The 26072-nt window shown below is 64.4% G+C and carries 21 protein-coding genes; 15 read left to right on the forward strand and 6 right to left on the reverse strand.

Going from position 1 to position 26072, the window contains the following annotated elements:
• Nucleotides 1-92 precede the first annotated feature (92 nt).
• Entirely contained in the window at nucleotides 93-1961 is a 1869-nt protein-coding gene (gene ilvD / locus RO07_RS06575; protein WP_039409149.1) for a dihydroxy-acid dehydratase, read from the reverse strand.
• A 130-nt stretch (nucleotides 1962-2091) separates the two neighbouring features.
• On the opposite strand from ilvD, the gene RO07_RS06580 reads away from it, so the two are divergent.
• Together RO07_RS06580 and lgt are read left to right on the forward strand one after the other, a co-directional pair.
• The gene (locus RO07_RS06580) at nucleotides 2092-3051 is read left to right on the forward strand and encodes a LysR family transcriptional regulator (protein ID WP_039409153.1); all 960 of its coding nucleotides are present in this window, start codon (nucleotides 2092-2094) and stop codon (nucleotides 3049-3051) included.
• A 244-nt stretch (nucleotides 3052-3295) separates the two neighbouring features.
• Nucleotides 3296-4183 (forward strand): prolipoprotein diacylglyceryl transferase, encoded by an 888-nt coding sequence (lgt, locus tag RO07_RS06585; RefSeq protein WP_039409156.1) that lies wholly within the window; start codon nucleotides 3296-3298, stop codon nucleotides 4181-4183.
• A gap of 167 nt (nucleotides 4184-4350) precedes the next feature.
• On the opposite strand, the gene RO07_RS06590 is transcribed toward lgt, so the two are convergent.
• The gene (locus RO07_RS06590; RefSeq protein ID WP_039409159.1) at nucleotides 4351-5022 is read right to left on the reverse strand and encodes a GntR family transcriptional regulator; all 672 of its coding nucleotides are present in this window, start codon (nucleotides 5020-5022) and stop codon (nucleotides 4351-4353) included.
• Nucleotides 5023-5391: 369 nt separating this feature from the next.
• Here RO07_RS06590 and dctP point away from each other — a divergent pair, with 369 nt between their 5' ends.
• From dctP to RO07_RS06620, 6 genes are all read left to right on the forward strand, one after another.
• A complete protein-coding gene (dctP, locus tag RO07_RS06595; RefSeq protein ID WP_039409163.1) occupies nucleotides 5392-6438 on the forward strand; it encodes a TRAP transporter substrate-binding protein DctP in 1047 nt (348 codons plus the stop codon).
• A complete protein-coding gene (locus RO07_RS06600) occupies nucleotides 6435-7043 on the forward strand; it encodes a TRAP transporter small permease (protein ID WP_039409166.1) in 609 nt (202 codons plus the stop codon). The genes dctP and RO07_RS06600 overlap by 4 nt, the downstream gene beginning before the upstream one ends.
• Nucleotides 7040-8383, forward strand: a complete 1344-nt coding sequence (locus tag RO07_RS06605; protein ID WP_039409169.1) for a TRAP transporter large permease — start codon at nucleotides 7040-7042, stop codon at nucleotides 8381-8383. The genes RO07_RS06600 and RO07_RS06605 overlap by 4 nt, the downstream gene beginning before the upstream one ends.
• Nucleotides 8384-8569: 186 nt before the next feature.
• Entirely contained in the window at nucleotides 8570-10045 is a 1476-nt protein-coding gene (locus RO07_RS06610) for a malonyl-CoA decarboxylase domain-containing protein (RefSeq protein WP_039409172.1), read from the forward strand.
• Between the two features lie 25 nt (nucleotides 10046-10070).
• Complete coding sequence (locus RO07_RS06615) at nucleotides 10071-10880, forward strand: enoyl-CoA hydratase/isomerase family protein (RefSeq protein WP_084072479.1); 810 nt, start codon at nucleotides 10071-10073, stop codon at nucleotides 10878-10880.
• A gap of 117 nt (nucleotides 10881-10997) precedes the next feature.
• Nucleotides 10998-12530 carry a malonate--CoA ligase gene (locus RO07_RS06620; RefSeq protein ID WP_039409175.1) on the forward strand — a complete coding sequence of 511 codons (1533 nt, stop codon included), beginning with the start codon at nucleotides 10998-11000 and terminating at the stop codon, nucleotides 12528-12530.
• A gap of 147 nt (nucleotides 12531-12677) precedes the next feature.
• Here RO07_RS06620 and RO07_RS06625 read toward each other — a convergent pair whose 3' ends face one another.
• Both RO07_RS06625 and RO07_RS06630 read right to left on the reverse strand, forming a co-directional pair.
• Nucleotides 12678-13385 carry an SIMPL domain-containing protein gene (locus RO07_RS06625; RefSeq protein WP_039409176.1) on the reverse strand — a complete coding sequence of 236 codons (708 nt, stop codon included), beginning with the start codon at nucleotides 13383-13385 and terminating at the stop codon, nucleotides 12678-12680.
• Nucleotides 13386-13566: 181 nt separating this feature from the next.
• The gene (locus tag RO07_RS06630) at nucleotides 13567-14031 is read right to left on the reverse strand and encodes an EVE domain-containing protein (protein WP_039409177.1); all 465 of its coding nucleotides are present in this window, start codon (nucleotides 14029-14031) and stop codon (nucleotides 13567-13569) included.
• Between the two features lie 279 nt (nucleotides 14032-14310).
• Between RO07_RS06630 and RO07_RS06635 the strand changes: the two genes are divergently transcribed.
• On the forward strand, nucleotides 14311-15099 hold the full coding sequence (locus tag RO07_RS06635) for a hypothetical protein (RefSeq protein WP_039409178.1): 789 nt from the start codon (nucleotides 14311-14313) through the stop codon (nucleotides 15097-15099).
• A 144-nt stretch (nucleotides 15100-15243) separates the two neighbouring features.
• Here RO07_RS06635 and ompA read toward each other — a convergent pair whose 3' ends face one another.
• Nucleotides 15244-15912 (reverse strand): outer membrane protein OmpA, encoded by a 669-nt coding sequence (ompA, locus tag RO07_RS06640; protein ID WP_039409179.1) that lies wholly within the window; start codon nucleotides 15910-15912, stop codon nucleotides 15244-15246.
• Nucleotides 15913-16323: 411 nt separating this feature from the next.
• Here ompA and gyrA point away from each other — a divergent pair, with 411 nt between their 5' ends.
• From gyrA to aroA, 6 genes are all read left to right on the forward strand, one after another.
• Complete coding sequence (gene gyrA / locus RO07_RS06645; protein WP_039409180.1) at nucleotides 16324-18957, forward strand: DNA gyrase subunit A; 2634 nt, start codon at nucleotides 16324-16326, stop codon at nucleotides 18955-18957.
• Between the two features lie 141 nt (nucleotides 18958-19098).
• On the forward strand, nucleotides 19099-19686 hold the full coding sequence (locus tag RO07_RS06650; protein ID WP_039409182.1) for a DUF2059 domain-containing protein: 588 nt from the start codon (nucleotides 19099-19101) through the stop codon (nucleotides 19684-19686).
• Between the two features lie 295 nt (nucleotides 19687-19981).
• Nucleotides 19982-21094 (forward strand): 3-phosphoserine/phosphohydroxythreonine transaminase, encoded by a 1113-nt coding sequence (gene serC / locus RO07_RS06655; protein WP_039409184.1) that lies wholly within the window; start codon nucleotides 19982-19984, stop codon nucleotides 21092-21094.
• A 121-nt stretch (nucleotides 21095-21215) separates the two neighbouring features.
• Entirely contained in the window at nucleotides 21216-22298 is a 1083-nt protein-coding gene (gene pheA / locus RO07_RS06660; protein ID WP_039409186.1) for a prephenate dehydratase, read from the forward strand.
• Nucleotides 22295-23176 carry a prephenate dehydrogenase gene (locus RO07_RS06665; RefSeq protein ID WP_039409188.1) on the forward strand — a complete coding sequence of 294 codons (882 nt, stop codon included), beginning with the start codon at nucleotides 22295-22297 and terminating at the stop codon, nucleotides 23174-23176. Before pheA ends, RO07_RS06665 begins: the two co-directional genes overlap by 4 nt.
• Entirely contained in the window at nucleotides 23176-24498 is a 1323-nt protein-coding gene (aroA, locus tag RO07_RS06670) for a 3-phosphoshikimate 1-carboxyvinyltransferase (RefSeq protein WP_039409189.1), read from the forward strand. The genes RO07_RS06665 and aroA overlap by 1 nt, the downstream gene beginning before the upstream one ends.
• A gap of 164 nt (nucleotides 24499-24662) precedes the next feature.
• On the opposite strand, the gene RO07_RS06675 is transcribed toward aroA, so the two are convergent.
• Nucleotides 24663-25979, reverse strand: a complete 1317-nt coding sequence (locus RO07_RS06675; RefSeq protein ID WP_084072480.1) for an Nramp family divalent metal transporter — start codon at nucleotides 25977-25979, stop codon at nucleotides 24663-24665.
• Between the last annotated feature and the right edge of the window lie 93 nt (nucleotides 25980-26072).

Raw genomic sequence — 26072 nt, forward strand, 5'->3', positions numbered from 1 at the left:
CGCGGCTTCAGGACTGCGCGGGCGCGGCGGCTCGCATGTCGCGTGCCGCCGCGCCCGTTCAAGCCAATGCGGTCGTGACGACCGTCATGGCGTCAGCCGCGCTTGGCGAGCTTCAATTGCGAGAGGTCGCGCACGGCACCGCGGTCGGCCGAGGTCGCGAGCGCCGCGTAGGCCTGCAGGGCCTGCGACACCACGCGCTCGCGCCCCACCGGCTGCCACGCCTCGTCGCCACGCGCCTGCATGGCGGCGCGACGACGCGCAAGTTCCTCATCCGACACGGCCAGGTGCATCTTGCGCTGGGTGATGTCGATCTCGATCACGTCGCCGTCTTCCACCAGACCGATCGTGCCGCCTTCGGCCGCTTCCGGCGACGCGTGACCGATCACCAGGCCCGACGAACCGCCCGAGAAACGGCCATCGGTGAACAGGGCGCACGTCTTGCCCAGGCCCTTCGACTTCAGGTACGACGTCGGGTAGAGCATTTCCTGCATGCCCGGGCCGCCCTTCGGGCCTTCGTAGCGGATCACGACCACGTCGCCCGACTGCACCTTGTCGCCGAGGATGCCCTCGACCGCGTCGTCCTGGCTCTCGAACACGCGTGCGCGGCCCGTGAAGACCCACTGCGATTCGTCCACGCCGGCCGTCTTCACGATGCAGCCCTTCTCGGCGAGGTTGCCGTACAGCACGGCCAGACCGCCGTCCTTCGTGTAGGCGTTTTCCTTGCTGCGGATGCAGCCCTTCTCGCGATTGAGATCGAGCGACGAATAGGTCGACGACTGGCTGAACGCGATGGTCGTGGGCACGCCGCCAGGGGCCGCGCTGTAGAAGGTCTGCGCCTTGTCGCCGGCACCGCCGGCGACGTCCCACTGCGCGATGGCGTTGCCGAGCGTGCCGCTGTGCACGTTGCCGCACGAGGTGTCGAGCAGACCGGCGCGCGAGAGCTCGCCCAGAATGCCGATGATGCCGCCGGCGCGGTGCACGTCTTCGATGTGGTACTTGTCGGTGGCGGGCGCCGCCTTGCACAGGCAGGGCACCTTGCGCGAGATGCGGTCGATGTCGGCCATCGTGAAGTCGACGCCGGCTTCCTGCGCCGCGGCAAGCAAGTGCAGCACGGTGTTGGTCGAGCCGCCCATCGCGACGTCGAGCGCCATGGCGTTTTCGAACGCGGCTTTGGTGGCGATGTTGCGCGGCAGCACCGAGGCGTCGTCTTCTTGATAGTAGCGGCGGCACAGATCGACCACGAGGCGGCCGGCCTGCTCGAACAGGCCGCGACGCCAGGCGTGCGTAGCCACGATCGTGCCGTTGCCCGGCAGCGCGAGACCGATGGCCTCGGTCAGGCAGTTCATCGAGTTGGCGGTAAACATGCCCGAGCACGAGCCGCACGTCGGACACGCGCTGCGCTCGACTTCGGCCACTTCGGCGTCGCTCACCTTCGGGTCGGCCGCTTTGATCATGGCGTCGATCAGGTCGATCTTGGCGATCACCTGGCCGTCGCCCGACTTCACCTTGCCCGCTTCCATCGGGCCACCCGAGACGAACACGACCGGAATGTTCAGGCGCATCGCGGCCATCAGCATGCCCGGGGTGATCTTGTCGCAGTTGGAGATGCAGACCATCGCGTCGGCGCAGTGCGCGTTGACCATGTACTCGACCGAGTCGGCGATCAGCTCGCGCGACGGCAGCGAGTAGAGCATGCCGCCGTGACCCATGGCGATGCCGTCGTCCACGGCGATGGTGTTGAATTCCTTGGCCACGCCGCCGGCCGCCTCGATCTCCTTGGCCACGATGGCGCCGAGATCGCGCAGGTGCACGTGACCCGGCACGAACTGCGTGAAGGAGTTCACCACGGCGATGATCGGCTTGCCGAAGTCGTCGTCTTTCATGCCGGTGGCGCGCCACAGCGCGCGGGCGCCGGCCATGTTGCGGCCGTGGGTGGAAGTGCGGGAACGGTATTGAGGCATGGTCGTCTCTGAAACGCTGTTTTTGTGGGGCGTGGGGTTAGGGGCCGTGCTGGCCGGACGTCAAGATTCGTCTTTCCTTGAATGCTTGTCAAATATATTATTTGACTCGAATTGAGTCGAAAAACATATCATGGATCTACGCCAACTCCGATATTTCGTCGCGGTCGCCGAGGAGCGCCATTTCGGGCGTGCGGCGCAGCGTCTGTCGATGACGCAGCCGCCGCTCTCGCAGCAGATCCGGGCGCTTGAAACATCGCTCGGCGCTCCGCTTTTCGTGCGCACGAATCGCTCGGTCGAGCTCACGGCCGTGGGGCGGCAACTGCTGCCCGAGGTGCGACGCGTGCTGGCCGACGCGGACGCACTGCCCGCGCTCGCGCAAGGATTGGCGCACGGCGAAGTCGGCACGCTTTCGCTGGGATTCGTCTCGACGGCGGACTACGGCGTTCTGCCACCGCTGCTGCGCGAGTTCGGCGAGCGCTATCCGCGTGTGCGTTTACAACTGCTCGAGGCAACGAGCGACGTGCAGGTCGAGGCGCTCATGGACGGACGCATCGACGCGGGACTCTTCATTCCCCCCGTGCCGGCGCGCTACGCCAACGAGCTGTCGTATCTGCCGATCGTGCGCGAGCCACTGATGCTGGCGCTGCCGTCCGACAAAGGAGACGGAGACGCAGACGCGGGCGCGGCGGCCACCGGCGCCGACGGTTTGCCGCGCGGCACGGTGAGTCTCGCGGATTACGCCGACGAACCGCTCGTCATCTTCCCGCGCCGTGTGGCACCGGCGTTTCACGACATCATCATGGGATGTTATGCGGCGCTCGGCCTCACGCCGCGCATCGGGCAGGAGGCGATCCAGATGCAGACCATCGTGAGTCTGGTGTCGGCGGGCATGGGCGTGGCGCTCGTGCCGCAATCGCTTTGCCATCTGCGTCGCACCGGCGTGACGTATCGGTCGCTGCGTGAGACGAGCGCGCTCATCGAGACGGGCCTGCTCTGGCGCACCGCAGAAGTGACGCCCGTTCTGGAGGGCTTTCTCGAGACGGCGCGTGGCGTGGCCCACACGCCGCCGGGCGCGATGTTGGCAGGCTGACGGCCGGGGCAAGCCCGTGATTGGCGTGAAATCAGCGTGAAATTACCCTGAACGAGCCACAGGATGTCGATGTCGCCGGCGCTCAGGGTCGTGGTATCGTGCTGCCCATCCCGACGCGCCCCCGGGCTCGCTGCGAGCGCGGCGCTGGGGAAGTGTCATACGGCCACGGCAAGCTTTCGGCTCGATGCCTCGCGCGACGGGCGCCGTCACGGAACTTTTGTTCACGAATCGATTCTTCTGATCCATGCTGATTCATCCTCAATTCGACCCGGTCGCGATTCATCTCGGCCCGCTCGCCATCCGCTGGTACGGCCTGATGTACCTGATCGGATTCATTCTGTTTCTGCTCGTGGGCCGGCTGCGCGTGCGCCAGCCGGCCATCGCGGCGCAAGGCTGGAAGGCGCAGGATCTCGACGACATGCTGTTCTACGGCGTGCTCGGCGTCGTGCTCGGCGGACGTCTGGGCTACGTGATCTTCTACAAGCTGTCGTTCTATCTGGCGAACCCGCTGGACATCTTCAAGGTGTGGGAAGGCGGCATGTCGTTCCACGGCGGCTTCCTCGGCGTGCTCGTCGCCATGTGGCTGTTCACGCGGCGTCGCGGCCACTCGCTGCTCGAAGGCACCGATCTCATCGCGCCGATGATCCCATTGGGGCTCGCCGCCGGTCGGCTGGGCAACTTCATCAACGGCGAGTTGTGGGGCCGCGTGACGACGCCCGACTCGCGCTGGGCGATGCTGTTTCCGCAGGCCGCCGCCGAAGACGCGCAGTGGGCCGCGACGCACCCGCAGGCAATGGCCGACAGCGCCATGCAGATGGTCTTTGCACAGTTCCACGGCCTGCCGCGTTATCCGTCGCAGTTGTTCGAAGTGGCGCTCGAGGGTGTGGCGCTGTTCCTGCTGCTGTGGTTCTTCTCGCGGCGCGCGCGCCCGGTCGGCGCCGTGTCGGGCATGTTCCTGGTCGGCTACGGCCTGTTCCGCTTCCTCGCGGAATTCACGCGCGAGCCCGATGCGTTCCTCGGTCTGCTCTCGTTCGGTCTGTCGATGGGCCAGTGGCTCTCGTTGCCGATGATCGTGGCGGGCGTGATCATGCTCGTGTGGTCTTACCGCAAGCCGGCGACATCGGCGGCTTGATTCGCTCGAGCCGCTTGAGGCATTGGCCGGCGCGCATTGCCGCGCCGGTCGCGCCAAGCGCCATCGACGAAAACAAGGCGGGCCGCCGGAGGTTTCTCCGGCGGCCCGCAGTCATTTCGAGCGCATCGGTCGGGAGGCGGAGGATGCCAAGGCCGCCCGGTCGCGGCTCAACTCGCCTTGCGCTCCAGCGCGTGCAACGAGGCCATCAAGTCGGCGAAGCGCTCGCCCTGCACGGTGACGTGCGCGCGCAGGCGCTCGGCGGCTGCGTCGGCGTCGCCCGCTTCGATGGCGCGGAACACGCCGTCATGCTCGGAAAAGGAGTGCTGCGGCCGGTCGCGCACGCGTAACTGCAGGCGCCGGTAGACGCGCAGCCGCCGGTGCAACTGCTGCGCCGTCTCTTGCAGATAGGTGTTGTGGCTCGCCTGATAGATCAGCGCATGGAAGCGCGCGTTGACTTCGTAATAGGTATCGATGTCGCGTGCTTCGGCCGCCGCCCGGCTCGCTTCATGTGTGCTGCGCAGCGCTTCCAGCTCGGCTTCCGTGATGCGGCGCGCGGCCAGCCGGCCGCACATCGATTCGAGCTCGGCCATCACTTCGAACATCTCACACAGACGTTGCGGATCGATCTGCGCGACCACGGCACCCCGACGCGGACGGATTTCGATCACACCTGAAGACGCCAACTGGATCAATGCCTCGCGCAAGGGTGTGCGCGATACGCCGAACGCGTTCGCCAGTTCGACCTCGTCGAGTCGCATGCCTGGCGGATATTCGCCAACGGCAATCTTCTCCTCGATGGCCTGTCGCAACGCCTCCGATCGCTTCGGTTTTACGGTCATGACGCTCTCGCTCGGTCGTGGTTCGATCCCGCAACGCGGCGGGACCGGAGGGCTGAAGGACTCATCGTCGTCAAAGTAACGTGCGAAGGCCGCGCTGAAGATCGGGGTAAACGCCAGAAGTGTATTTTTTCGACGGCGATTTGTATACACGATGTTGGAATAACTATACGATTTGATTCCGAGAGCGGCAGCTCGCGCACTCGAAATGCCAAAAACAAGCAGTCATCCGTACATGCAGTGCCGGCAGGCCGGTGGTGCACCCGGGCGGCGTCTGTCCGATCGATCCAATCGGCCGGATGGATCCTGCCGCGGGCGATGTCAGACACCGGTTTCGCTGGTTCATCACTGACAGAAGCGACAGGAGACGCCATGGAGACAACACCTTCCCCGCTGCGGCGGCAACTCATGCTCGGGGCCGCCTCGGCCCTCGTGACCGGCGGTCTGGCCAGCCCGTGGGGCGGCGCGTTCGCGCAGTCCGGCCCGCTCAAGATTTCTCATCAGTTCCCCGGCGGCACGCTCACGGAAGGCGATTTCCGCGACCGGCTGTGCCGCAAGTTCGCGCAGGAAGTCGAGAAGCGCACCAACGGCGCGCTCAAGTTCCAGGTCTATCCGGGCAGCTCGCTCATGAAGACCAATGCGCAGTTCTCGGCGCTGCGTCGCGGTGCGCTCGATCTGTCGCTTTATCCGTTGCCGTACGCCGGCGGCGAAGTGCGCGAACTGAACATCGGCCTGATGCCGGGCCTGGTCACTTCGTATGCGCAGGGCAATGCCTGGCGCAACGGCGAAATCGGCAAGGTGCTCACTGGCGTGCTCGCCGAGAAGAACATCGTGATCGTGAGCTGGGTCTGGCAGGCGGGCGGGGTGGCCAGCCGCACGGCGCCGCTCGTGGCGCCGGAAGACGCCAAGGGACTCAAGGTCCGCGGCGGCAGCCGCGAGATGGACATGATGCTCAAGGAGGCGGGAGCCGCCGTGATTTCGCTGCCGTCCAACGAGCTGTATGCGGCCATGCAGACCGGCGCGATGGATGCGGCGATGACTTCGTCGACCAGCCTGATGTCGTTCCGCCTCGAAGAGGTTTCGAAGCACCTGACCACAGGCCGCAACAAGTCGTACTGGTTCATGCTCGAGCCGCTGCTGATGTCGAAGCAGGTCTTCGACAAGCTGCCGAAGGACCAGCAGCAGGCGATCCTGCAGGTCGGGGCGGAGCTCGAAGCGTTCGGCACCGAGGCCGCCAAGGCCGACGACGCCCAGATCGCGAGCGTGTACACGAAAGCCGGCGCGAAGGTCTACGACCTCGACGAGGCCACGGTGATGAAGTGGCGCGAGATCGCACGGCGCACCGCCTGGAAGGACTACGTGAGCAAGTCGGACACCTGCGCGAAGCTGCTCGCGCTGGCCGAGAAGGTGCCTGCATGAGCGGGGCCGCCGCGAGTACCGGGCCGGTCGTGGCGCGCTCGCGCGTCCTGCGGCGGCTCGACGCCCTGCTGCAAGGCGTGAGCCGTCTGCTCATGGTGGTGTGCATGCTCGCGCTCGCCGGGGCGGCGTTGGTGCTGAGCTACAGCGTGTTCGCACGCCACGTGCTCAAGCTCGCCACCGACTGGCAGGACGAAGCGGCGGTGTTCATGCTGGTCGGTGCGACGTTCGTGTCGGCCGCCCATGTGCAGCATCTGCGCGGACACATCGGCATCGAAGCCATCACCACGCTTCTTTCGGCGCGCGTGAATCGAGTGCGGCGCTGGCTCGTGGACATCGCCACGCTGGCCTTCTGCGCCTTCTTCGCGTGGAAGTCCTGGACGCTCTTCTGGGAAGCCTACGTCGACGGACAGACCAGCAGCTCGACGTGGGGGCCGCCGCTGGCGATTCCCTACGGGCTGATGGCGTTCGGCATGACGTTGCTCACGGTGCAGTTGCTGCTGCAGGTGGCGATCGGCGCGTGCGAGATGGGACGGAGGGAAAGCTCGGGTGGCCAGGCGGATGCCGGCGCATCCGTGGCATCGGGTCGTACTGGGGGGCATGCATGAGCGAGCTTGGCATCGGTTTGCTGTACGGCGGCGCAACGCTCGTCGCCATGTTCTCGGGCATGCCCATTGCGTTCGCGCTCGGCGCGGTCGCGGTCGTGTTCATGTTCGGTTTCATGCCGGCGTCGTCGCTCGATACGGTGACGCAAAACGTCTACGAGGAGATGGCGAGCATCACGCTGCTCTCGATCCCGCTGTTCATTCTCAAGGGTGCGGCGATCGGCAAGTCGCGCGCGGGGCAGGATCTCTATCTCGCGCTGCACGCGTGGATGCGGCGCATTCCCGGCGGCCTGGGCATCGCCAACGTGTTCGCCTGCGGGCTGTTCGCCGCGATGGCGGGGTCCAGCCCGGCGACGTGCTCGGCCATCGGCAGCGCCGGCATTCCGGAGATGCGCCAGCGCGGGTATTCGCCCGGCTTCGCCGCCGGCATCATCGCCGCCGGCGGCACGCTGGGCATTCTGCTGCCACCGTCGATCACGATGATTCTGTACGCGGTGGCCGCCGAGCAGTCGCTCGGTCGCCTCTTCCTCGCGGGCATCGTGCCGGCGTTGCTGCTCGTTGGGCTGTTCTCGTGCTACGCGGCGTGGCGTTATCGCAAGGAGTATGGGCTAGCCCAACTCGCCCTCGCGCGCGACGGCACGCCGTCGCCGTTCCCGAGCGAGCCACCGGCCACGATGCGCGAGAAGCTGGCGCTGCTGCCGCGCGTGCTGCCGTTCGTCACGCTGCTCATCGGCGTGATGGCGGCGCTCTACGGAGGATATGCCACGCCGTCGGAGACGGCCGGGCTCGGCGGGCTGCTGGCGCTCGCACTCATCGCCGTGATCTACCGCATGTGGCGTCCGCGTCAGCTCGCACCGATTCTCACCGGCACGCTGCGCGAATCGACCATGCTCATGTTCATCATCGGCATGTCGCTGCTGTACTCCTACGTCATGAGCTATCTGCACATCAGCCAGTCGGCCGCGCAATGGATCGTGGGGCTGCATCTGTCGCGCTGGGTGCTGCTCGCGGCGATTCTGCTGATGGTCGTGGTGCTCGGCTTCTTCCTGCCACCGGTGAGCATCATCCTCATGACTGCGCCGATCATCCTGCCGCCGTTGCGGGCCGCGGGTTTCGACCTGGTGTGGTTCGGCGTGGTGATGACGATCGTCATGGAACTGGGATTGATTCATCCGCCCGTGGGGCTGAACATATTCGTGATCAAGAACACCGCGCCCGATATCGCGCTGCGCGACATCGTGTGGGGGGTGATGCCGTTCGTGGCGCTGATGATCGTGGCCGTCGTCCTGATTTGCCTGATGCCCGGTCTGTCGCTGTGGCTGCCGGACCGTCTGATGGGGTGATGGCGCAGCGGCGGGCATGCAGGCCATGACGGGCACCACTGGTGCGATGAGCTGTCGTACTGTTTTACCGTGCATATTCATGCATATCCGTGCTGCAGGGCGCGAGCGTATTGAGAGGAAGTCATGAAGGATGAGCCGAGCATGTTTGCAACGTCTGTTCCCGGGGCCTCGGGAAGTACACCATCGATGTCTGCCGCGTCCGCGGGCCGCACTTCGCCCGAATCCGCGACGGAGGTGAGTGCACCGGTCCCGTCGCCCAAGCCGTCGCTCGGCGAGCGACTCGGACAGTGGTTCGGACGCGGGAACGGCAAATCCGGCGGGCAGGGCGGCGCGCCGAAGGACGGCAAGGGCGATGGCAGAAGCGATGGCAAGATCGAGCCGGCGAAACTGTCCGCACGCGCGGAGAATGCGTTGCGCCGCCAGTTGTCGCAATGCCTGTCGGCCCGGCTGACCGACACCGCCGCGAACGAGGCGGCGCGCGAGTTCATGGCGCGCTATGCGGGCGCGTCGCCGGGCGAGCAACTGGCGTTGCTCGGCGTGGTCGCCGACATCTGCGCGAGCGACGGCAACCCGGGGAGCGACGGCGTCAAGGACGGCGAGGCCGCCAAGCGGACCGCCGGCGGATTGGCCGGCGCGCTGAGCAGTGCGCGCGTGCGCTTTCTCAAGCGCTTCAACGCGTTGCCGGACGGCCTGCCGTTCCTCGTGCGCTGGCGCGCCGACATGCTGCGCCATCGCGCCGCGCTGCCCGGCCTTGCGGCCCTCGAAGAGGATCTCGGCAGCCTGTTCTCCACGTGGTTCGACGTCGGTCTGCTGGAGTTGCACCCGATCACGTGGGATTCCCCCGCGTCGCTGCTCGAAAAGCTCATGCGCTACGAGGCGGTGCACGAGATCTCGTCGTGGACGGATCTGCGCAACCGGCTCGACTCCGACCGGCGTTGCTACGCGTTCTTCCATCCGCGCATGTCGCGCGAGCCGTTGATCTTCGTGGAGGTGGCGTTCGTGCCCGAGATGGCGGCGCAAGTCCATCTGCTGCTCGATGAAAAGGCGCCGCTGGAAGATCTACACCGCGTGCGCTGGGCTATTTTCTACTCGATTTCCAACACGCAGCCGGGACTGCGCGGCGTGAGCTTCGGCAACTTCCTGCTCAAGCGCGTGATCGACGAGCTGCAGGTCGACTTCCCGAAACTGCGCAACTTCGCCACGCTTTCGCCGATTCCGGGCTTCAACGACTGGTTGCGTCAGCTCTCCGCACAGGCGCTCGTCGACGTGCTCGGGCCGAAGCGTCGAAAGCTGCTCGCGCAGGAGGCGTCGCTGGCCGATGAGGCGTCGGGAGCGCAGATGGTGGCGTGGTTGCAGGCGTCGCCCGAACGCAAGAGCACGCAGGCGTTGCAGCGCACGCTGGGCGAGGCGCTGGCGGCGCACTATCTGGCGCGCGAATTCGTGCGCGGGCAGCCGCGCGATCCGGTCGCCCGTTTCCATCTCGGCAACGGCGCGCGCGTGGAGCGCATCAACTGGCATGCCGATCTGTCGAAGAAGGGCGCCAGGCAGTCGTGCGGCATGATGGTGAATTATCTGTACGAGCCGGAGGAACTCGACGCCAATCTGCAGCACCTCATCGACGGCCAGCCGGCACTCGGGCGCGCCGTGGCACGCCTGCTCTGACGCCGGCGACGATCGACAATCGACAATGGAAACAGGGGAGGCACCCGTGAGTGAAGTGCTGCGCGACGACAGCGCGCTTGACGAAGGATGGGTCACGCTGACGCTCTCGAATCCGGCGCGACTCAACGCCATCTCGGTGGCGATGTGGCGCTCGCTGCGCGAGCACGTGCAGGCGCTCGACGCCGACACGCGCGTGCGCACCGTCGTGATCCGCGGTGCACAGGGCAACTTCGCGGCCGGGGCGGACATCGAGGAGTTTCCGGTCGAGCGCGGCAGCTACGACGCGCTGCGCCGCTACCACGGCGAAATCATCGGTCCGACGCTCGATGCGCTCGCCCGGTGCCGTCTCCCGAGCGTGGCGCTGATCGAGGGCGTTTGTGTGGGTGGCGGGCTCGAGATCGCGGCACATTGCGACCTGCGCGTTGCCGGCGAGAGCGCGCGCTTCGGCGTGCCCATCAACAAGCTCGGGTTTCCGATGGCGCCGGGCGAGCTGCGCGGCGTGCTGGCGCTCGTCGGCCGGGCCGTTGCGCTCGAGATTCTGCTCGAAGGTCGCGTGTTCGGGGCGACCGAGGCGCGCGAGAAAGGACTGCTCACGCGTGTGGTCGCCGACGAGGCCGTGGAGGAGGCGGGGTATGCTTGTGCCCGGCGTCTGGCGGCCGGGGCGCCGCTTGCCGCGCAATTGAACAAATGGCTGATCGCGCGTCTCTCGCCACCTGTGCCGCCGCTCTCGGAAGCCGAGTGGCAGCAGGCGTTCTCGTACTGGGACTCGCAAGATCATCGTGAAGGCGTGGCCGCCTTCCTCGAGAAGCGGTCACCGAATTTTGTGGGACGCTAGCGTGCACGTACGACGTGTGCGCGGCGATCGCGATGACTGCGAGAGCCGCGCCGGCGCGTTCCCGATTGAAATCACTTTCCTGTTGACGCATTTACCGCTTCGAATCCGGTTCTGTTTATGACGCAAGACGCCAACCTCTATCGATTGTTTGCCGAACGTTTCCCCGCCGACAAGTCGGCGTGCGCCATCGAAACGCCCGAGGGCCTTTACTACAGCTGGGACGACATCGAACGCGCGAGCGCGCGCATGGCAAACCTGCTGGCGAGCCTCGATCTCGCGCCCGGCGCCCGCGTGGCCGTGCAGGTCGAGAAGTCGCCCGAAGCGTTGCTGCTGTATCTCGCGACGCTGCGCGCCGGCTATGTCTATCTGCCGCTCAACACGGCGTATCGCGACGCGGAGATCGCATACTTCGTCGAGAACGCGGCGCCCGATGTCGTGGTGTGCAGTCCGGCCAATTTCGGCTGGGTTTCGAAGATCGCGTTCACGAGCGGCGCGAAGCACGTCTTCACGCTGGGCGAGGACCGCACCGGCTCGCTGCTCGAACGGGCCGCGTGGTTCGGCGACGCGTTCGAGACCGTGCCGCGCGCGCCGGACGACCTTGCGGCCATTCTCTACACGTCGGGTACGACGGGGCGCAGCAAGGGGGCCATGCTTTCGCACGGCAACCTGGCGAGCAACGCGCGCGTGCTGCATGCGTTCTGGGGCTGGGGCGAGCGGGGCGAGGGCGACGTGCTGCTGCACGCGCTGCCGATCTTCCACGTGCACGGGTTGTTCGTCGCGAGCCATGCGGCGCTCTACTCGGGCAGCAAGATGATCTGGCTCGCGAAGTTCGACGCACGCGAGGTGTTGCATCAACTGCCGCGCGCCACGGTGTTCATGGGAGTGCCGACGTATTACGTGCGGCTGCTCGCCGAAGCGGGACTGAACCGCGAGATTTGCCACAACGTTCGTCTGTTCATCTCGGGTTCGGCGCCGCTGCTGCGCGAGACGTTCGACGCGTTCCGCGAACGCACCGGACATACGATTCTCGAACGCTACGGCATGTCGGAGACAGTGATGCTCGTCTCCAACCCGTATCACGGCGATGCGGCGAGCGTGCGCCGCGCGGGCACCGTCGGCGTGCCGCTGCCGGAAGTGTCGGTGCGGGTTGTGGATGACGAAGGACGCCCCTGCGCGCAAGGCGAGATCGGTCACATCCAGGTGAAGGGGCCGAACGTGTTTGCCGGGTACTGGCGCATGCCGGAGAAGACGGCGGAGGAGTTCACGGCCGACGGTTTCTTCAGGACGGGCGACGTCGGCAAGTTCGACGACGACGGTTACGTGCACATCGTCGGTCGCTCGAAGGATCTCATCATCTCGGGCGGCTACAACGTTTATCCGAAGGAGATCGAGAGCTTCATCGACGAGATGGACGGGGTGGCCGAGTCGGCAGTCATCGGTGTGCCTCATCCGGACTTCGGCGAAGCCGTGGTTGCCGTGGTCGTGCCGCGCACCGGCGCGTCGATGCCCGACGAGCGGAGCGTCATCGACGCGCTCAAGCAGCGCATCGCGAACTTCAAGGTGCCCAAGCGTGTGCACTTCGTGCCCGAACTGCCGCGCAACACGATGGGCAAGGTGCAGAAGAACGTGCTGCGCGAACGCTTCAAGTGACGCGGCTCGCCAGCTCGCGACACGTTGCCGCAACGCGTGGTGCGACGATGTGACGCGTCTTGCCGTGTTTGCCGGACAAAGCAACGCCGCCCTCGATGGGGCGGCGTTTTTTCATGGTGAGGACGGCAGATGGCCGTCGGCACCGGTTTACTTCATCTGCACGGTGCCGGAGACGGTCACGGTGACTTGCGTCTTGCCGCCTTCGAGCTGCATCGGGGGCGCGGCGTCGGCGCTTGCGCTCATCGCCATCGCCTTCATGGCATACGGACGCGGCATGATCGGCGCGTTCGTGCCGACCTGCACCTGACGGATGGTGTAGCTGTTGTAGCCGAACGCCTTCGTGTTGCTCTGCGCCTGATCGCGGAACGCCTGGATCGCCTGGTTGGTCAGCTCGGCCTGCGTCTTCTCCTGTGCTTCGCGCGAGAGCGAGAACGACACGCCGTCCATTTGCATCTGATTGGATATCTGGCTGGCCAGGCGCGACGCCGCACCGAAGTCCTTCGACGTCAGTTGCAACTCGGTGCGCCCGCGCCACGCCGTGATCTTGCCGTCGCGGTTGGTCGTTGGATACAGCGAGACGTTGCCCGTCTGCACCTGCACCGCGTTCTGGCTCTTGGCGATGGACATCGCGCTGTTGGCCTTCTGCGTGAGGTTGCGCGAGACGGTCGCGGCGTCCGGACCTTGCTCCTGCGCAGACATCGTGATGTGCACGGTGTCCTGCTCGACTTCCTTCGTCGCGTGGGCCTCGAGACCGAGCACACCGGCGGGATTGCGATTCGAATCATCACCCGACTGGGCGTAAGCCGCATTGGCAGCCGTGGCAATCAAAAGAGCAGCAGCGAGAGATTTGCGCATAGTTGTGTCCTTTTTCGAGTGTGAGTTCGCGTCTTGGCGGCGAACGTTTGACCGGTTACCGACTCACACATGCAGGCGTCCCGGCAGCATGAAAGGTGCTAGTGGGTACGTACTATGTGAGTGCCGATAACGTTATACAGACGCTATCGCGGCAATTTTGGTTCCCTGAGTACCTCGAGTCCTAGAGTAAGTGCTTGCCAATGAATTTCCAGTGTTCGGGTGAGACCGGTGTGATCGAAAGCCGGTTGCCGCGAGCGAGCACCAGCATGCCTTCGAGTTCTGGCGTCTGACGCATTTCGGTGAGCGGCACGAGGCGTGTCTTGCGATCGAGCTTGACGTCGACGAGCAGCCAACGCGGCGCCTCGGGCTTCGACTTGGGGTCGAAGTACGGACTTTTCGGGTCGAACTGCGTGGGATCGGGATAGGGCGGGGAGGTGACCGTCGCGAGGCCGGCAATGCCGGGCACGGCGCAACTGGAATGATAGAAGAGCACCCCATCGCCGATGCGCATGTCGTCGCGCATGAAGTTGCGCGCCTGGTAATTGCGCACGCCCGTCCACGGCAGGGTCTTGTTTTTGGCGGCGGCGAGATCGTCGATGCTCGCTTCCTCGGGTTCCGACTTCATCAACCAATAGCGTTGCGTCATGACGTTTGAGGTTTCAAGTGGGCGCAACAGGGGCAAACGTCGGTCATCGGCACCCGAAGGCCGCCTATTTCTCACCGATAATTTGCCGCGCTGCGATATTGAGCCAATTCCTATACTATGCCTTTGTGACCTTCGTGTGACGTTTCATGTGGCGAATCGGTGCCACCGAACGGCGGATGCAGTGCACAACGTGTTTGCCGGCAGCGCAGTCCGCCAGCGTCGCATGTACGTGCTTGGGCGATTCATGTTCAACCCCCTATGTCGATAGGAGAGTGTGTCATGGCAGCAGAGCCGTCTGTCCGAAGCAATGCGTTTATCTTCTATACCCTTGCCACGGTGTCGTTTATCGAGACCAGCGTCCCTGAGTTCGTCGCCACGCTCAACCAGATGTATGGCGACGACGACGAGATGCGAACGTGGCTGCGCGATACCTGGCTGCCCGAGGAAGTCGAGCACGGCCGTCTCGCCAAGGACTATATCGCACGCGTGTGGCCCGAGTTCGAGTGGAAGGACGCCTATGACGCGTTTCTCGAGCGTTACAAACCGCGATGCGACGTGGAGTACATGCGGCCGTCGCTGGCGCTCGAAGCCTTGTCGCGGTGCGTCACGGAGACGCAGACGGCCATGATCTACCGCTGCCTTGAATCGTACATGCCGGTCGAGGAACTCAAGCAGATGATGCGCAAGTTGAGCAGCGAGGAGGTCGGTCACTATCGTTATTTCCGCAAGACCTTCGATCGCTACAACGCGGTGGAGCGGCACGGGGTGATCAGCCGCCTGCGCACGATGATCGTTCGCAGCGAGTTGGTGCGCGACGAGGATCTTGCTTTCGCGTTCGAGCCGCTGAACCGGTTCTGGCGCTCGCCCCCGCCGTTCGAGACGATGACCTGGGAGGCCTTCCTCGCGATGTCGGGCGACGTCATGAAGCAGTACATGCCGGTCGAGGCGGCCGCACGCATGATGTTCAAGCCGCTCGAGACCGGCTCGTGGTGGCGCGATCGTCCGGTCAAGGCGCTGCTGTCGTTCATGGTGAAGCGGCAATACCCACAGTTGGGGCGCGAGGCTTGACTTGCCGACGGGGCTGGTAGGGGCGATGGGAAAAGGCCATCGCGCCACCGATGCCGGAAGGCGGTCGGGGGTGATCGGGGCGTCGCTGCAACGGACGAAAAAAACCCCGCCGAGGCGGGGTTTTTTTGTAGTCGGCGAACCGTATTACTTGTTCGTGCCGACGACTTCGACTTCCACGCGACGATCCGGTGCCAGGCACGTGATCAGCTGTTTACGATTCTTCTGGTTGCAATCCTTCGTAACCGGGTTACGCTTGCCCTTGCCTTCGGTGTACACGCGGTTGGCTTCGATGCCCTTGCTGACCAAGTAGGCCTTCACGGCTTGAGCGCGACGCAGCGACAGACGGTCGTTGTACTTGTCCGAACCGATGCGGTCGGTGTAACCCGTGGCGACCACGACTTCGAGGTTCAGCCCCTGTATCTTGCCAGCCAGGTCGTTCAGCTTCGCCTTGCCTTCCGGCTTCAGGATGGCCTTGTCGAAATCGAACAGGGCGTCAGCCTGGTACGTCACCTTCTGCGAAACCGGAGCCACCGGGGCGACCGGGGTCGGTGCCGGAGCCGGAGCCTGGGCGATGATCGAACCGTCGCACTTGGCATTGGCCGTGGCCGGGGTCCAGTAGGCATCGCGCCAGCAGAGTTCGTCCGTGCCGTTCTTCCACACCCACTCGCCGCTGCCGTTAACCCAGTTGTCGTTGACAGCTTGTTTCGAGGCCGCGATCGGGCCCGGAGCGGTCTGGACATAATTTTGAGCCATAGCCGAAGCAGCCATCACTGCGGTAGCTGCAACGATCGCGAGCTTAGCGAATTTATTCATATTTCTCCTCTCGAAATGAGATTACCGCAGGTTTACTGCGAGCCTAGACGACGGAACCAAAGTCTTACATCGCTCGAAGTATAACATCGCCGAGTGCGCGAAAGCATGGCCCATGCACTTCGAATAATGTCTAACTTATGCCACGGCATTTTGCCATAGCGCTCCAGCCGCCCGCGAGAAAAAACCCAGGTTTGCCGCCCCTCGTGGCGCAGTTGTGGTTTGAGCGCAACACCTTTTGAGGCCCCTCGCCAACCGTTTCATTCCCTATCGTTGCGTGACGTTTTGGCCTCCTCTGCATGTCTTGTGCAACGCATCACGCTCGTTTCGGATGCCTATGACGGGCATGTTAGAATCACACGATCATATCGCCGGCAGCCGCCTATCGCGATTAGGGTTTGATAGACACGGATAATGGATCAGTTCGCCAAAGAAACTCTCCCGATTTCGCTCGAAGAAGAAATGCGGCGGTCGTATCTCGATTACGCCATGAGCGTGATCGTCGGCCGCGCCTTGCCGGACGTGCGCGATGGCCTGAAGCCAGTTCACCGCCGTGCGCTGTTCGCCATGCACGAGCTGAACAACGACTGGAACCGGGCGTACAAGAAATCGGCGCGTATCGTCGGTGACGTCATCGGTAAATACCACCCGCACGGCGACGCCTCTGTATACGACACCATCGTGCGCATGGCCCAGCCGTTCTCGCTGCGCTACATGCTCGTCGACGGGCAGGGCAACTTCGGTTCGGTCGACGGCGACAACGCCGCCGCCATGCGATATACGGAAGTGCGCATGGCCAAGATCGGCCACGAGCTGCTCGCGGACATCGACAAGGAAACCGTCGACTTCGGTCCGAACTACGACGGCAGCGAGAAGGAGCCGCTGATCCTGCCCGCTCGTATCCCGAACCTGCTGCTCAACGGTTCGTCGGGGATCGCGGTCGGCATGGCGACCAACATTCCGCCGCATAACCTCAATGAAGTCGTCGAGGGCTGCCTGCATCTGCTCAAGCATCCCGAAGCCACCGTCGACGAGCTCATCGAAATCATCCCGGCACCGGACTTCCCGACGGCCGGCATCATCTACGGCATCTCGGGCGTGCGCGAAGGCTATCGCACCGGCCGTGGCCGTGTGGTGATGCGAGCGAAGACTCACTTCGAGGATATCGATCGCGGCCAGCGCGTGGCGATCATCGTCGACGAGCTGCCGTATCAAGTTAACAAGCGCTCACTGCTCGAACGGATTGCGGAGCTGGTCAACGAGAAGCGCTTGGAGGGCATTTCCGACATTCGCGACGAGTCCGACAAGAGCGGCATGCGCGTGGTGATCGAGCTCAAGCGCGGCGAAGTGCCGGAGGTGGTGCTCAACAATCTGTACAAGCACACCCAATTGCAGGACACGTTCGGCATGAACATGGTGGCGCTGGTCGATGGCCAGCCCAAGCTGCTGAACCTGCGCGAGATGCTGGTGCACTTCCTCGCGCATCGCCGCGAAGTGATTACTCGCCGCACGATATATGAATTGCGTCGCGCCCGCGAGCGTGGCCATGTGCTCGAAGGTCTGGCGGTAGCACTCGCTAACATCGACGATTTCATCGCAATCATCAAGGCCGCCCCGACGCCACCGATCGCGAAGGCCGCGTTGATGGAGAAGTCGTGGGACTCGTCGGTGGTGCGCGACATGCTCGCGCGTGCCGAGAGCGAGACGCAGGGCGGTCGCGATGCCTATCGTCCGGAAGGGCTCGACGCCGCGGTCGGCATGCAGGCTGACGGTCTATACCGTCTGTCCGAGACGCAGGCGCAGGAAATCCTGCAGATGCGTCTGCAACGCCTGACCGGCCTGGAGCAGGACAAGATCGTCTCCGAGTACAAGGAAGTCATGGCGCAGATCGCCGATCTGCTCGACATCCTGGCGCGTCCGGAGCGCGTCACCGCGATCATCGGCGAGGAACTGACCGCCGTGCGCACCGAGTTTGGCGATGTCCGCCGCTCGACCATCGAACACAACGCCACCGAACTCGATACCGAAGACCTGATCACGCCGCAGGACATGGTCGTGACGCTGTCGCACTCGGGCTACATCAAGTCGATGCCGCTGTCGGAATACCGCGCGCAGAAGCGTGGCGGTCGCGGCAAGCAGGCCGCGGCAACGAAGGACGACGACTGGATCGACACGTTGTTCATCGCCAACACGCACGACACGATCCTGTGCTTCTCGAACCGTGGCCGCGTGTACTGGATCAAGGTCTACGAAGTACCGCAGGGTTCGCGGAACTCCCGCGGGCGTCCGATCGTCAATATGTTCCCGTTGCAGGAAGGCGAGAAGATCAACGTGGTGCTGCCGGTCAAGGAGTACACGGAAGATCGCTTCGTGTTCATGGCAACGAGCCTGGGCACGGTCAAGAAGACGCCGCTGGCAGCCTTCAGCCGTCCGCTCAAGAAGGGCATCATCGCCGTGAATCTCGACGAAGGCGACGTGCTGATCGGCGCGGCCATCACCGACGGAGCTCACGACGTCATGCTGTTCTCGGATGCCGGCAAGGCCGTGCGCTTCGACGAGAACGACGTACGTCCGATGGGGCGCGAGGCGCGCGGCGTTCGCGGCATGCAGCTCGAGGACGGCCAGACGGTCATCGCGCTGCTCGTGGCGGAAAACGAGCAACAGTCGGTGCTCACGGCCACGGAGAACGGCTACGGCAAGCGTACGTCGATCACCGAATATACGCGCCACGGCCGTGGCACTAAGGGTATGATTGCGATCCAGACGAGCGAGCGCAACGGCCGGGTGGTCGCGGCGACGCTGGTCGAGCCGGATGACGAGATCATGCTGATCACGACCGGCGGGGTGCTGATCCGTACGCGAGTCTCCGAGATTCGCGAAATGGGCCGGGCCACGCAAGGGGTGACGTTGATCAGCCTGGACGAGGGTACGACGCTTTCAGGTCTGCAACGCATCGTCGAGTCTGATGCCGAAGTGGCGGAAGCCACGGAGAACGGCGGCGACGTGCTGGGTGACGACGAGACACCGGAAGCGGATGTCACGGAGTAATTCAGGCGTAACTCGATGTAAGCTTCGGGTGCATTGTCCCGAAAAGTCAGTAGAATCTGGCTCGATGCAGTGAAGTGACCAGGCGAGGATGCATCTATTTATCGCCGGCGAGAGCTGGCGAACTTTGGAGTGACTATTACTATGCAACACAACGTCAAGAAGTGGATGTGGCTGCTGCTGGCAGCACCGGCAATGGCAATGGCCCAGCAGAGCGCTCCGCTGGATGCCGAAAAGAAGGCGGCCATCAAGGATCTGCTCGAGGCTATCGACTCCAGCAAGCTCGTGACCGCCATCGGCGAAGGCGCACAGGCGCAAGCCAAGCAACTGGCTCCGCAAGTGCTCGAGCGCCAGCTGGTCGAGAACAAGACGTTGAGCGACGCGCAGAAGCAGGCCATCGTGCCGACGCTGCAACAGAACGCCGTGCAGAAGCTGGTTGACGGTGCGGGCAAGGTCTTCACGACCGACTCGTTCAAGAACGACGCGGTGCAGGCGCAATACACCGCCTACGGCAAGTACTACACGACCGAAGAAATCAGGGGTCTGACGGCGTTCTACAAGAGCCCGGTCGGCCAGAAGTACATCAAGGTGCAGGATCAGGTTGGCCAGGAAGTGGTCGGCGGCCTGATGCAGAAGTACATGCCGCAATCGATCGATGCGACCAGCAAGCAGGCTGACGCTGAAATCGCCGCGGCTGCCAAGTCGGCACCGAAGGCTCCGGCCAAGAAGTAAATTCGGTCCGATTTCGGCGGGCGCCGCCGGGATTGACCGATAATGGCCGTTTGCGAGCGATCGCAAACGGCCTTTTGCATTGGCGAAACCAATCGGCTGATTCCGCTCGGAATTTTCCGGGAAGCGGATCATCCTGCGCCGGAAATGCCGCCAGGCTTCGCACCTGAAGCGCAACTGGCGGTATAGTTGGTCTTTATCGCCGCCGCGCCGCCGAATTATCGTCGAGACGTGAAACGCAAGCCGCCCGGGTTTCTGTCCGCCGGCTTGCGTTTCACTTTTACTGCAGCAAACGATTATGACGCGCGCTTTCAATTTTGCCGCCGGTCCGGCGGCGTTGCCTACCGAGGTGCTCGCGCAGGCGGCCGAGGAAATGCTCGACTGGCAAGGGGCCGGTATGGGCGTGATGGAGATGAGCCATCGCGGCCGCGAGTTCATGAGCATTCTGGCGCAGGCGCAAGCCGACCTGCGCGAACTGCTGGCAGTGCCCGAGAACTACCGCATTCTGTTCATGCAGGGCGGCGCGCTCGCCGAGAACGCCCTGATCCCGATGAACTTGCTTGGAGGGGCGCGTGCGGCGGAGCGTCGCACGGCCGATTACGTCGTCACGGGCTCGTGGTCGGTCAAGTCGCAGAAGGAAGCGCGCAAGTATTGCGAGGTCAACATCGCGGCGAGCACGGAGGACGAGAAGTTCACGCGTCTGCCGCGGATGGACGAGTGGCGGTTGTCGAAGGATCCCGCCTACGTGCACATCTGCACGAACGAAACCATTCACGGCGTCGAGTACTTCTGGACGCCTGATCTGGCCGCCGCCGGTCTACCGGACACGCCGCTCGTCGCCGACGTCTCGTCGCACATCCTGTCGCGTCCGATGGACGTGTCGAAGTTCGGTGTGATGTACGGTGGGGCGCAGAAGAACATCGGCCCGTCGGGGCTGACGGTCGTCATCGTGCGTGACGATCTGCTGGGCCGCGCATTGCCGATCACGCCGAGCGCGTTCGACTGGAAGATCGTTGCGGAAAACGATTCGATGTACAACACGCCGCCGACTTATGCGATCTACATTGCCGGTCTGGTGTTCCAGTGGCTCAAGCGTCAGGGTGGGCTGGCGGCGATGGACGCGCAGAACAAGGCGAAGGCGGAATTGTTGTATGGCTATCTCGACGGCAGCGATTTCTACCGTACGTCGGTGGCGGCCGACTGCCGCTCACGCATGAACGTGCCGTTCTTCCTGCATGACGACGCACTGAACGAAGCTTTCCTGGCCGGCGCTCGCGAGCGCGGCCTGCTGCAGCTCAAGGGCCACAAGTCCGTGGGAGGCATGCGCGCCTCGATTTACAACGCGATGCCGCTCGCCGGCGTCCAGGCGCTGGTCGAATATCTGCGTGAATTCGAACGCAGTCACGGCTGACGAGGGCGAGCCGCTGGCGTAAAGCGAGTGCCCGGCGTCCCGATATGGGACGTCGAGACCATCGAGGCAGTGCGCCGGGGGCCACCTGACCATGTCCCATCGTAAGAAGACAATACGCTCCATGGATGACGATCTGAATGCATCGCTGCGCCCGCTGCGCGAAAAAATCGATGCTATCGACGCGCAGTTGCTCAAGCTGCTCAATCAACGTGCGGCCATCGCGCTGGAAGTCGGCGAGGTCAAGAAGCGTTTCGGCGCGCCGGTGTTCCGGCCGGAGCGCGAGCTGCAGGTGATTTCACGTCTGCAGCAGGCGAACGATGGACCGTTGTACGGCGACAATCTGGCGTCCATCTGGCGCGAGATCATGTCGGCAAGCCGAGCGCTGGAGAAGGTCATGACCGTGGCCTATCTGGGGCCGGCGGGAACGTACAGCGAACAGGCTGCTTTCTCCTATTTCGGTCAGAGCGTGAAGGGCCTGCCGTGCCCGTCGCTCGATGAGGTGTTCCGCGCCGTCGAGGCCGGCAGCGCCGACTTTGGCGTCGTGCCGGTCGAGAATTCGACCGAAGGCGTGGTCTCGCGCACGCTCGACCTGCTGCTGCAAAGCCCGCTGACCATTGGCGGCGAAGTGGCGCTGCCGATTCATCACAATCTGATGTCGCAGTCCGGCACGCTCGATGGCGTAACGCGCATCTGCTCGCACGCTCAGTCTCTCGCGCAGTGCCAGCACTGGCTGTCGGCGCACTTCCCGAAGCTCGAGCGGCAAGCGGTGTCGAGCAACGCCGAAGCGGCGCGCATGGCGTCCGCCGATCCGGGCGTTGCGGCGATTGCCGGCGAGTCGGCGGCCACGCAATATGGCTTGCAGATCGCGTTTTCGCATGTGCAGGACGACCCGCACAACCGCACGCGCTTCGTCGTGATCGGCACGCAGGATCCGGCCCCGAGCGGTCACGATCAGACGTCGCTGATCCTGTCGGTGCCCAACCGTGCCGGTGCCGTGGTCGCGCTGCTCGAGCCGCTCGCGAACAACGGCGTTTCGATGACCCGTTTCGAATCCCGTCCGGCCAAGAGTGGTGCGTGGGAGTATTACTTCTACGTCGACTTCGAGGGCCACCGTGACGATCCGAACGTCGCCAAGGCGCTCGACGCATTGCGCCAGAATGCGGCCTACTGCAAGGTGCTCGGGTCGTACCCGCGCTCCGCATGAACGCCATGCGTGTGAACAAACTCGTCATATGCGGCGTCGGCCTGATTGGCGGCTCGCTCGCGCGCGCGCTCAAGGCGGCGGATGCGGTTGGCGAAGTCGTCGGTGTCGGACGCAGTGAAGCGTCGCTGGTGCGCGCGTGCGAGCTCGGTGTGATCGATCGTGCCGCCACGTCGATGGAAGAGGCTGTGCGCGACGCCGACATCGTCGTACTGGCTGCGCCGGTGGCGCAAACGCCCGCGTTGCTCGCAGCGATCTGCCCGCACCTCGGCGGCAACACGCTGGTGACCGACGCGGGCAGCACGAAGAGCGACGCCGTGGCCGCAGCCCGGGCCGCGCTTGGCGGTGACGCATGGCGCTTCGTGCCCGGGCATCCGATTGCTGGCGCGGAACTGTCCGGGGTAGACGCCGCAAAGGCCGATCTCTATCGCGATCGGCGTGTGGTGCTGTGTCCGCAGCCGGACAACCGGATCGAAGACGTCGCGCGCGTGCGTGCCATGTGGGAGGCCGCCGGCGCACGCGTGTCCGAAATGTCCGAGAGGCAGCATGATCGCGTTTTCGCGTCGGTCAGTCATTTGCCGCACGTCTTGTCGTATGCACTCATCGCGCAGATTCTCGACGCCCCCGATGCCACGCTGAAGTTCGGTTTTGCGGGCGGTGGCTTTCGCGACTTCACGCGCATCGCCGCGTCGAATCCGGAGATGTGGCGCGATATCTGCGTGGCCAATCGCGACGCACTGCTTGCCGAACTCGATGGCTATCTCGCCACGCTCGGTACGCTGCGCCAACTGATCGATGCCGGCGACGGCGCTGGTCTCGAGGCTGTCTTCGCTCGCACGAGTCAGGCGCGAACGGACTGGGCCAAGCAACAGGAAAGGTAATGGAAACGCTCGATCTCGGCCCATACGGCCACGCCGAAGGCACGCTGCGCCTGCCCGGCTCGAAAAGTATCTCGAACCGTGTGCTGCTGCTTGCTGCGCTTTCGCGCGGCACCACCCGCGTGCGGGATCTGCTGGCCTCGGACGATACGCAAGTCATGCTCGACGCGCTGTCCGCGCTTGGCGTGACGTGCACGCAGGTCGGCGACACGCGTGACTTTGTCGTCGAAGGGTGTGGCGGCGAATTTCCGGTGAAGGCGGCCAAGCTGTTCATGGGCAATGCCGGTACGGCCATTCGCCCACTGACGGCCGCGCTTTCACTCAGTCACGGCGACTATGAGATCTCGGGCGTGGCGCGTATGCACGAGCGCCCGATCGGCGATCTGGTGGACGGCCTGCGACAACTCGGCGCCCACATCGACTATCTCGGCAATCCGGGCTATCCGCCTTTGCACATCAAGCCGGCCGAGGTTGCCGCGCCTACCGCTCCGATTCGGGTGCGCGGCGACGTGTCGAGCCAGTTCCTCACGGCGTTGCTGCTCACGCTGCCCCTGCTGCCGTCGGCTTCGGGCGAGATCGTCGTGGAAGTGGATGGTGAACTGATTTCCAAGCCGTATATCGACATCACGCTGCGTCTGTTGCGTCGTTTCGGCATCGACGTTCGACAGGACGGATGGTCGCGCTTCACATTGCCGGCGGCCGGCACCGACGGTCCGAAATACCGCAGTCCCGATGAGATCCGGGTGGAGGGCGATGCGTCGTCGGCGTCGTATTTTCTGGCGGCGGGTGCTATCGGTGGTGGCCCGATGCGTGTGGAAGGCGTCGGGCGCGACAGCATTCAGGGCGATGTGCGCTTCGTCGATGCCCTCGCAGCGATGGGGGCGCGCATCACGTTGCACGACGATGCGATCGAGGTGAGCGGCGTCGACACACCGAGCGGCAAGCTGCGAGCGCTCGATATGGACTTCAATCACATTCCCGATGCCGCCATGACGATCGCCGTCGCAGCGCTTTTCGCCGACGGCACGACCACGTTGCGCAATATCGCGAGCTGGCGTGTGAAGGAAACCGACCGGCTCACGGCAATGGCGACCGAACTGCGCAAGGTCGGGGCGATCGTGGAGGAGGGGGCGGACTATCTGCGTGTGACGCCTCCCGCGGCGCTCACGCCGAATGCGGCCATCGACACGTACGACGATCATCGCATGGCGATGTGCTTCTCGTTGGTGAGCCTCGGCGGTGTACCGGTGACGATCAACGACCCGAAGTGCGTGGGCAAGACGTTTCCGACGTATTTCACCGAGTTCGCGCGCGTCGCGTCCTAGTGCGGCATGGCAGGCGTCTGCGCGATGGCGCGGACGTCAGCCTCCGATGTGCCGGTGGCGCGTCGATCCGGCCGACACGAGCCTTGGCGTCGCCAACGGCGCCGGCATCGCTGACGTCACCGACGACACAGCCGACACTTCTTGCGTCGCTTAGCCCTGTCCTGTTATCCCGTGAGCGTTTGCCAGAGCAGAAGTGCGTTGAGTGCTACGATCGCGCCGGTAATGACCCACGCGAACGCCAATAGTGCGCCCCGTACGCGCCACTCACCCATGAGCCCCGCGTCGCCGGCAAAGCGCACCAGCGGGACGACGGCAAACGGCAGTTGCAGACTCAGCACGACCTGACTGAAGACCAGCAGATTGGTCGTCTGCGCTTCGCCGCCGTGGCTGACGATCAGCAGCGCCGGTAGCAGCGCCAGCCCGCGCGTGACCAATGCGCGTTGCCAGGGCTTCATGCGCAGATTCAGAAAACCCTCCATCGTGACTTGCCCTGCGAGCGTGGCCGTGACCGTCGAGTTCAGGCCGCATGCGAGCAGCGCCACGGCGAACATCGCGCCTGCCCATTGGCTGCCGAGCAGCGGTGCCAACAGCTTGTGCGCGTCGCCAAGCGACTCGACGCCCGTATTGCCGCTTGCATGAAATACGGCCGCGGCGAGAATCAGCAGCGCCGCGTTGATCAGGAACGCGAAGCCAAGCGAAAGCGTCGTGTCCCAATGGGTGGCGCGCAGGGCGCGTCGCAACGTCACCGGCGAGCGGTCGGGCATGGCGTCGCCGCGCATGCGCAGCAGCGCCGAGTGCAGGTAGAGATTGTGCGGCATGACCGTCGCGCCGAGGATGCCCGTCGCGAGCCACAGCATGCCGGCTTGCGCCACGATCTCGCTGCGCGGTCGCAGGCCTGCCGCTGCGGCGTCCCAGTCGGGATGAGCGAGCGCCAACTGCGCGACGAAGCAGCCCGCTGTGAGCAGAATCAACGCGGCGACCGCACCTTCGAGGCGGCGTTGTCCGAAATCTTGCAGGACGAGCATGCCGAAGGCCAGGGTGCCGGCGAGCACGACGCCCGCGGGCAGCGATACGCCGAACAGGAGCTGGAGCGCCACCGCGCTCCCGATGATCTCCGCGAGGTCGCACGCGACGATGGCGATCTCACAGAGCGCCCACAACGCCAGCGAAGTGCGGCGGCTATACTGGCTACGGGAGAGTTGAGCGAGATCGCGTCCGGTAACGAGGCCGACGCGCGCCGCCAGCCATTGCAGCAACAGCGCCATCACGCTCGAGAGCAGGACGACGCTCAATAATGTGTAGCCGTAGCGTGCACCTCCGGCGATGGCGGTGGCCCAGTTGCCGGGGTCCATATAGCCGACGGCAATGAGGGTGCCCGCACCGGCGAACCCCATCCAGCCCCGGCCTGGGCGCGTGGTGTTCCGGGCGTCGAACGGCGGTCCCCATTCGGGGCCGGCTAAGGGATAATCGCGGCTTTGCATGTCGGTCACGTCTTCCTGGGCGCCGGTGGCGTCTTTTAATAAATGATAATCATTATCATTTAAAAGGGAAGTTTTATTTTTTGTTGTATTGGA

It is taken from the genome of Pandoraea pulmonicola, from assembly GCF_000815105.2.
In the GTDB taxonomy this organism is placed as follows: Bacteria; Pseudomonadota; Gammaproteobacteria; order Burkholderiales; family Burkholderiaceae; genus Pandoraea; species Pandoraea pulmonicola.

Excerpts from the sequence above, each read along its gene's own strand:
- RO07_RS06615 (WP_084072479.1), top strand. The coding sequence starts at position 10,071 with ATGGAAACAGGGGAGGCACCCGTGAGTGAAGTGCTGCGCGACGACAGC.
- RO07_RS06665 (WP_039409188.1), top strand. The coding sequence starts at position 22,295 with ATGAACGCCATGCGTGTGAACAAACTCGTCATATGCGGCGTCGGCCTG.
- ilvD (WP_039409149.1), bottom strand. The coding sequence starts at position 1,961 with ATGCCTCAATACCGTTCCCGCACTTCCACCCACGGCCGCAACATGGCC.
- RO07_RS06675 (WP_084072480.1), bottom strand. The coding sequence starts at position 25,979 with ATGCAAAGCCGCGATTATCCCTTAGCCGGCCCCGAATGGGGACCGCCG.
- pheA (WP_039409186.1), top strand. The coding sequence starts at position 21,216 with ATGGATGACGATCTGAATGCATCGCTGCGCCCGCTGCGCGAAAAAATC.
- gyrA (WP_039409180.1), top strand. The coding sequence starts at position 16,324 with ATGGATCAGTTCGCCAAAGAAACTCTCCCGATTTCGCTCGAAGAAGAA.
- lgt (WP_039409156.1), top strand. The coding sequence starts at position 3,296 with ATGCTGATTCATCCTCAATTCGACCCGGTCGCGATTCATCTCGGCCCG.
- RO07_RS06580 (WP_039409153.1), top strand. The coding sequence starts at position 2,092 with ATGGATCTACGCCAACTCCGATATTTCGTCGCGGTCGCCGAGGAGCGC.
- ompA (WP_039409179.1), bottom strand. The coding sequence starts at position 15,912 with ATGAATAAATTCGCTAAGCTCGCGATCGTTGCAGCTACCGCAGTGATG.
- RO07_RS06590 (WP_039409159.1), bottom strand. The coding sequence starts at position 5,022 with ATGACCGTAAAACCGAAGCGATCGGAGGCGTTGCGACAGGCCATCGAG.
- RO07_RS06635 (WP_039409178.1), top strand. The coding sequence starts at position 14,311 with ATGGCAGCAGAGCCGTCTGTCCGAAGCAATGCGTTTATCTTCTATACC.
- RO07_RS06610 (WP_039409172.1), top strand. The coding sequence starts at position 8,570 with ATGTCTGCCGCGTCCGCGGGCCGCACTTCGCCCGAATCCGCGACGGAG.
- dctP (WP_039409163.1), top strand. The coding sequence starts at position 5,392 with ATGGAGACAACACCTTCCCCGCTGCGGCGGCAACTCATGCTCGGGGCC.
- RO07_RS06620 (WP_039409175.1), top strand. The coding sequence starts at position 10,998 with ATGACGCAAGACGCCAACCTCTATCGATTGTTTGCCGAACGTTTCCCC.
- serC (WP_039409184.1), top strand. The coding sequence starts at position 19,982 with ATGACGCGCGCTTTCAATTTTGCCGCCGGTCCGGCGGCGTTGCCTACC.
- RO07_RS06600 (WP_039409166.1), top strand. The coding sequence starts at position 6,435 with ATGAGCGGGGCCGCCGCGAGTACCGGGCCGGTCGTGGCGCGCTCGCGC.
- RO07_RS06650 (WP_039409182.1), top strand. The coding sequence starts at position 19,099 with ATGCAACACAACGTCAAGAAGTGGATGTGGCTGCTGCTGGCAGCACCG.
- RO07_RS06625 (WP_039409176.1), bottom strand. The coding sequence starts at position 13,385 with ATGCGCAAATCTCTCGCTGCTGCTCTTTTGATTGCCACGGCTGCCAAT.
- RO07_RS06630 (WP_039409177.1), bottom strand. The coding sequence starts at position 14,031 with ATGACGCAACGCTATTGGTTGATGAAGTCGGAACCCGAGGAAGCGAGC.
- aroA (WP_039409189.1), top strand. The coding sequence starts at position 23,176 with ATGGAAACGCTCGATCTCGGCCCATACGGCCACGCCGAAGGCACGCTG.
- RO07_RS06605 (WP_039409169.1), top strand. The coding sequence starts at position 7,040 with ATGAGCGAGCTTGGCATCGGTTTGCTGTACGGCGGCGCAACGCTCGTC.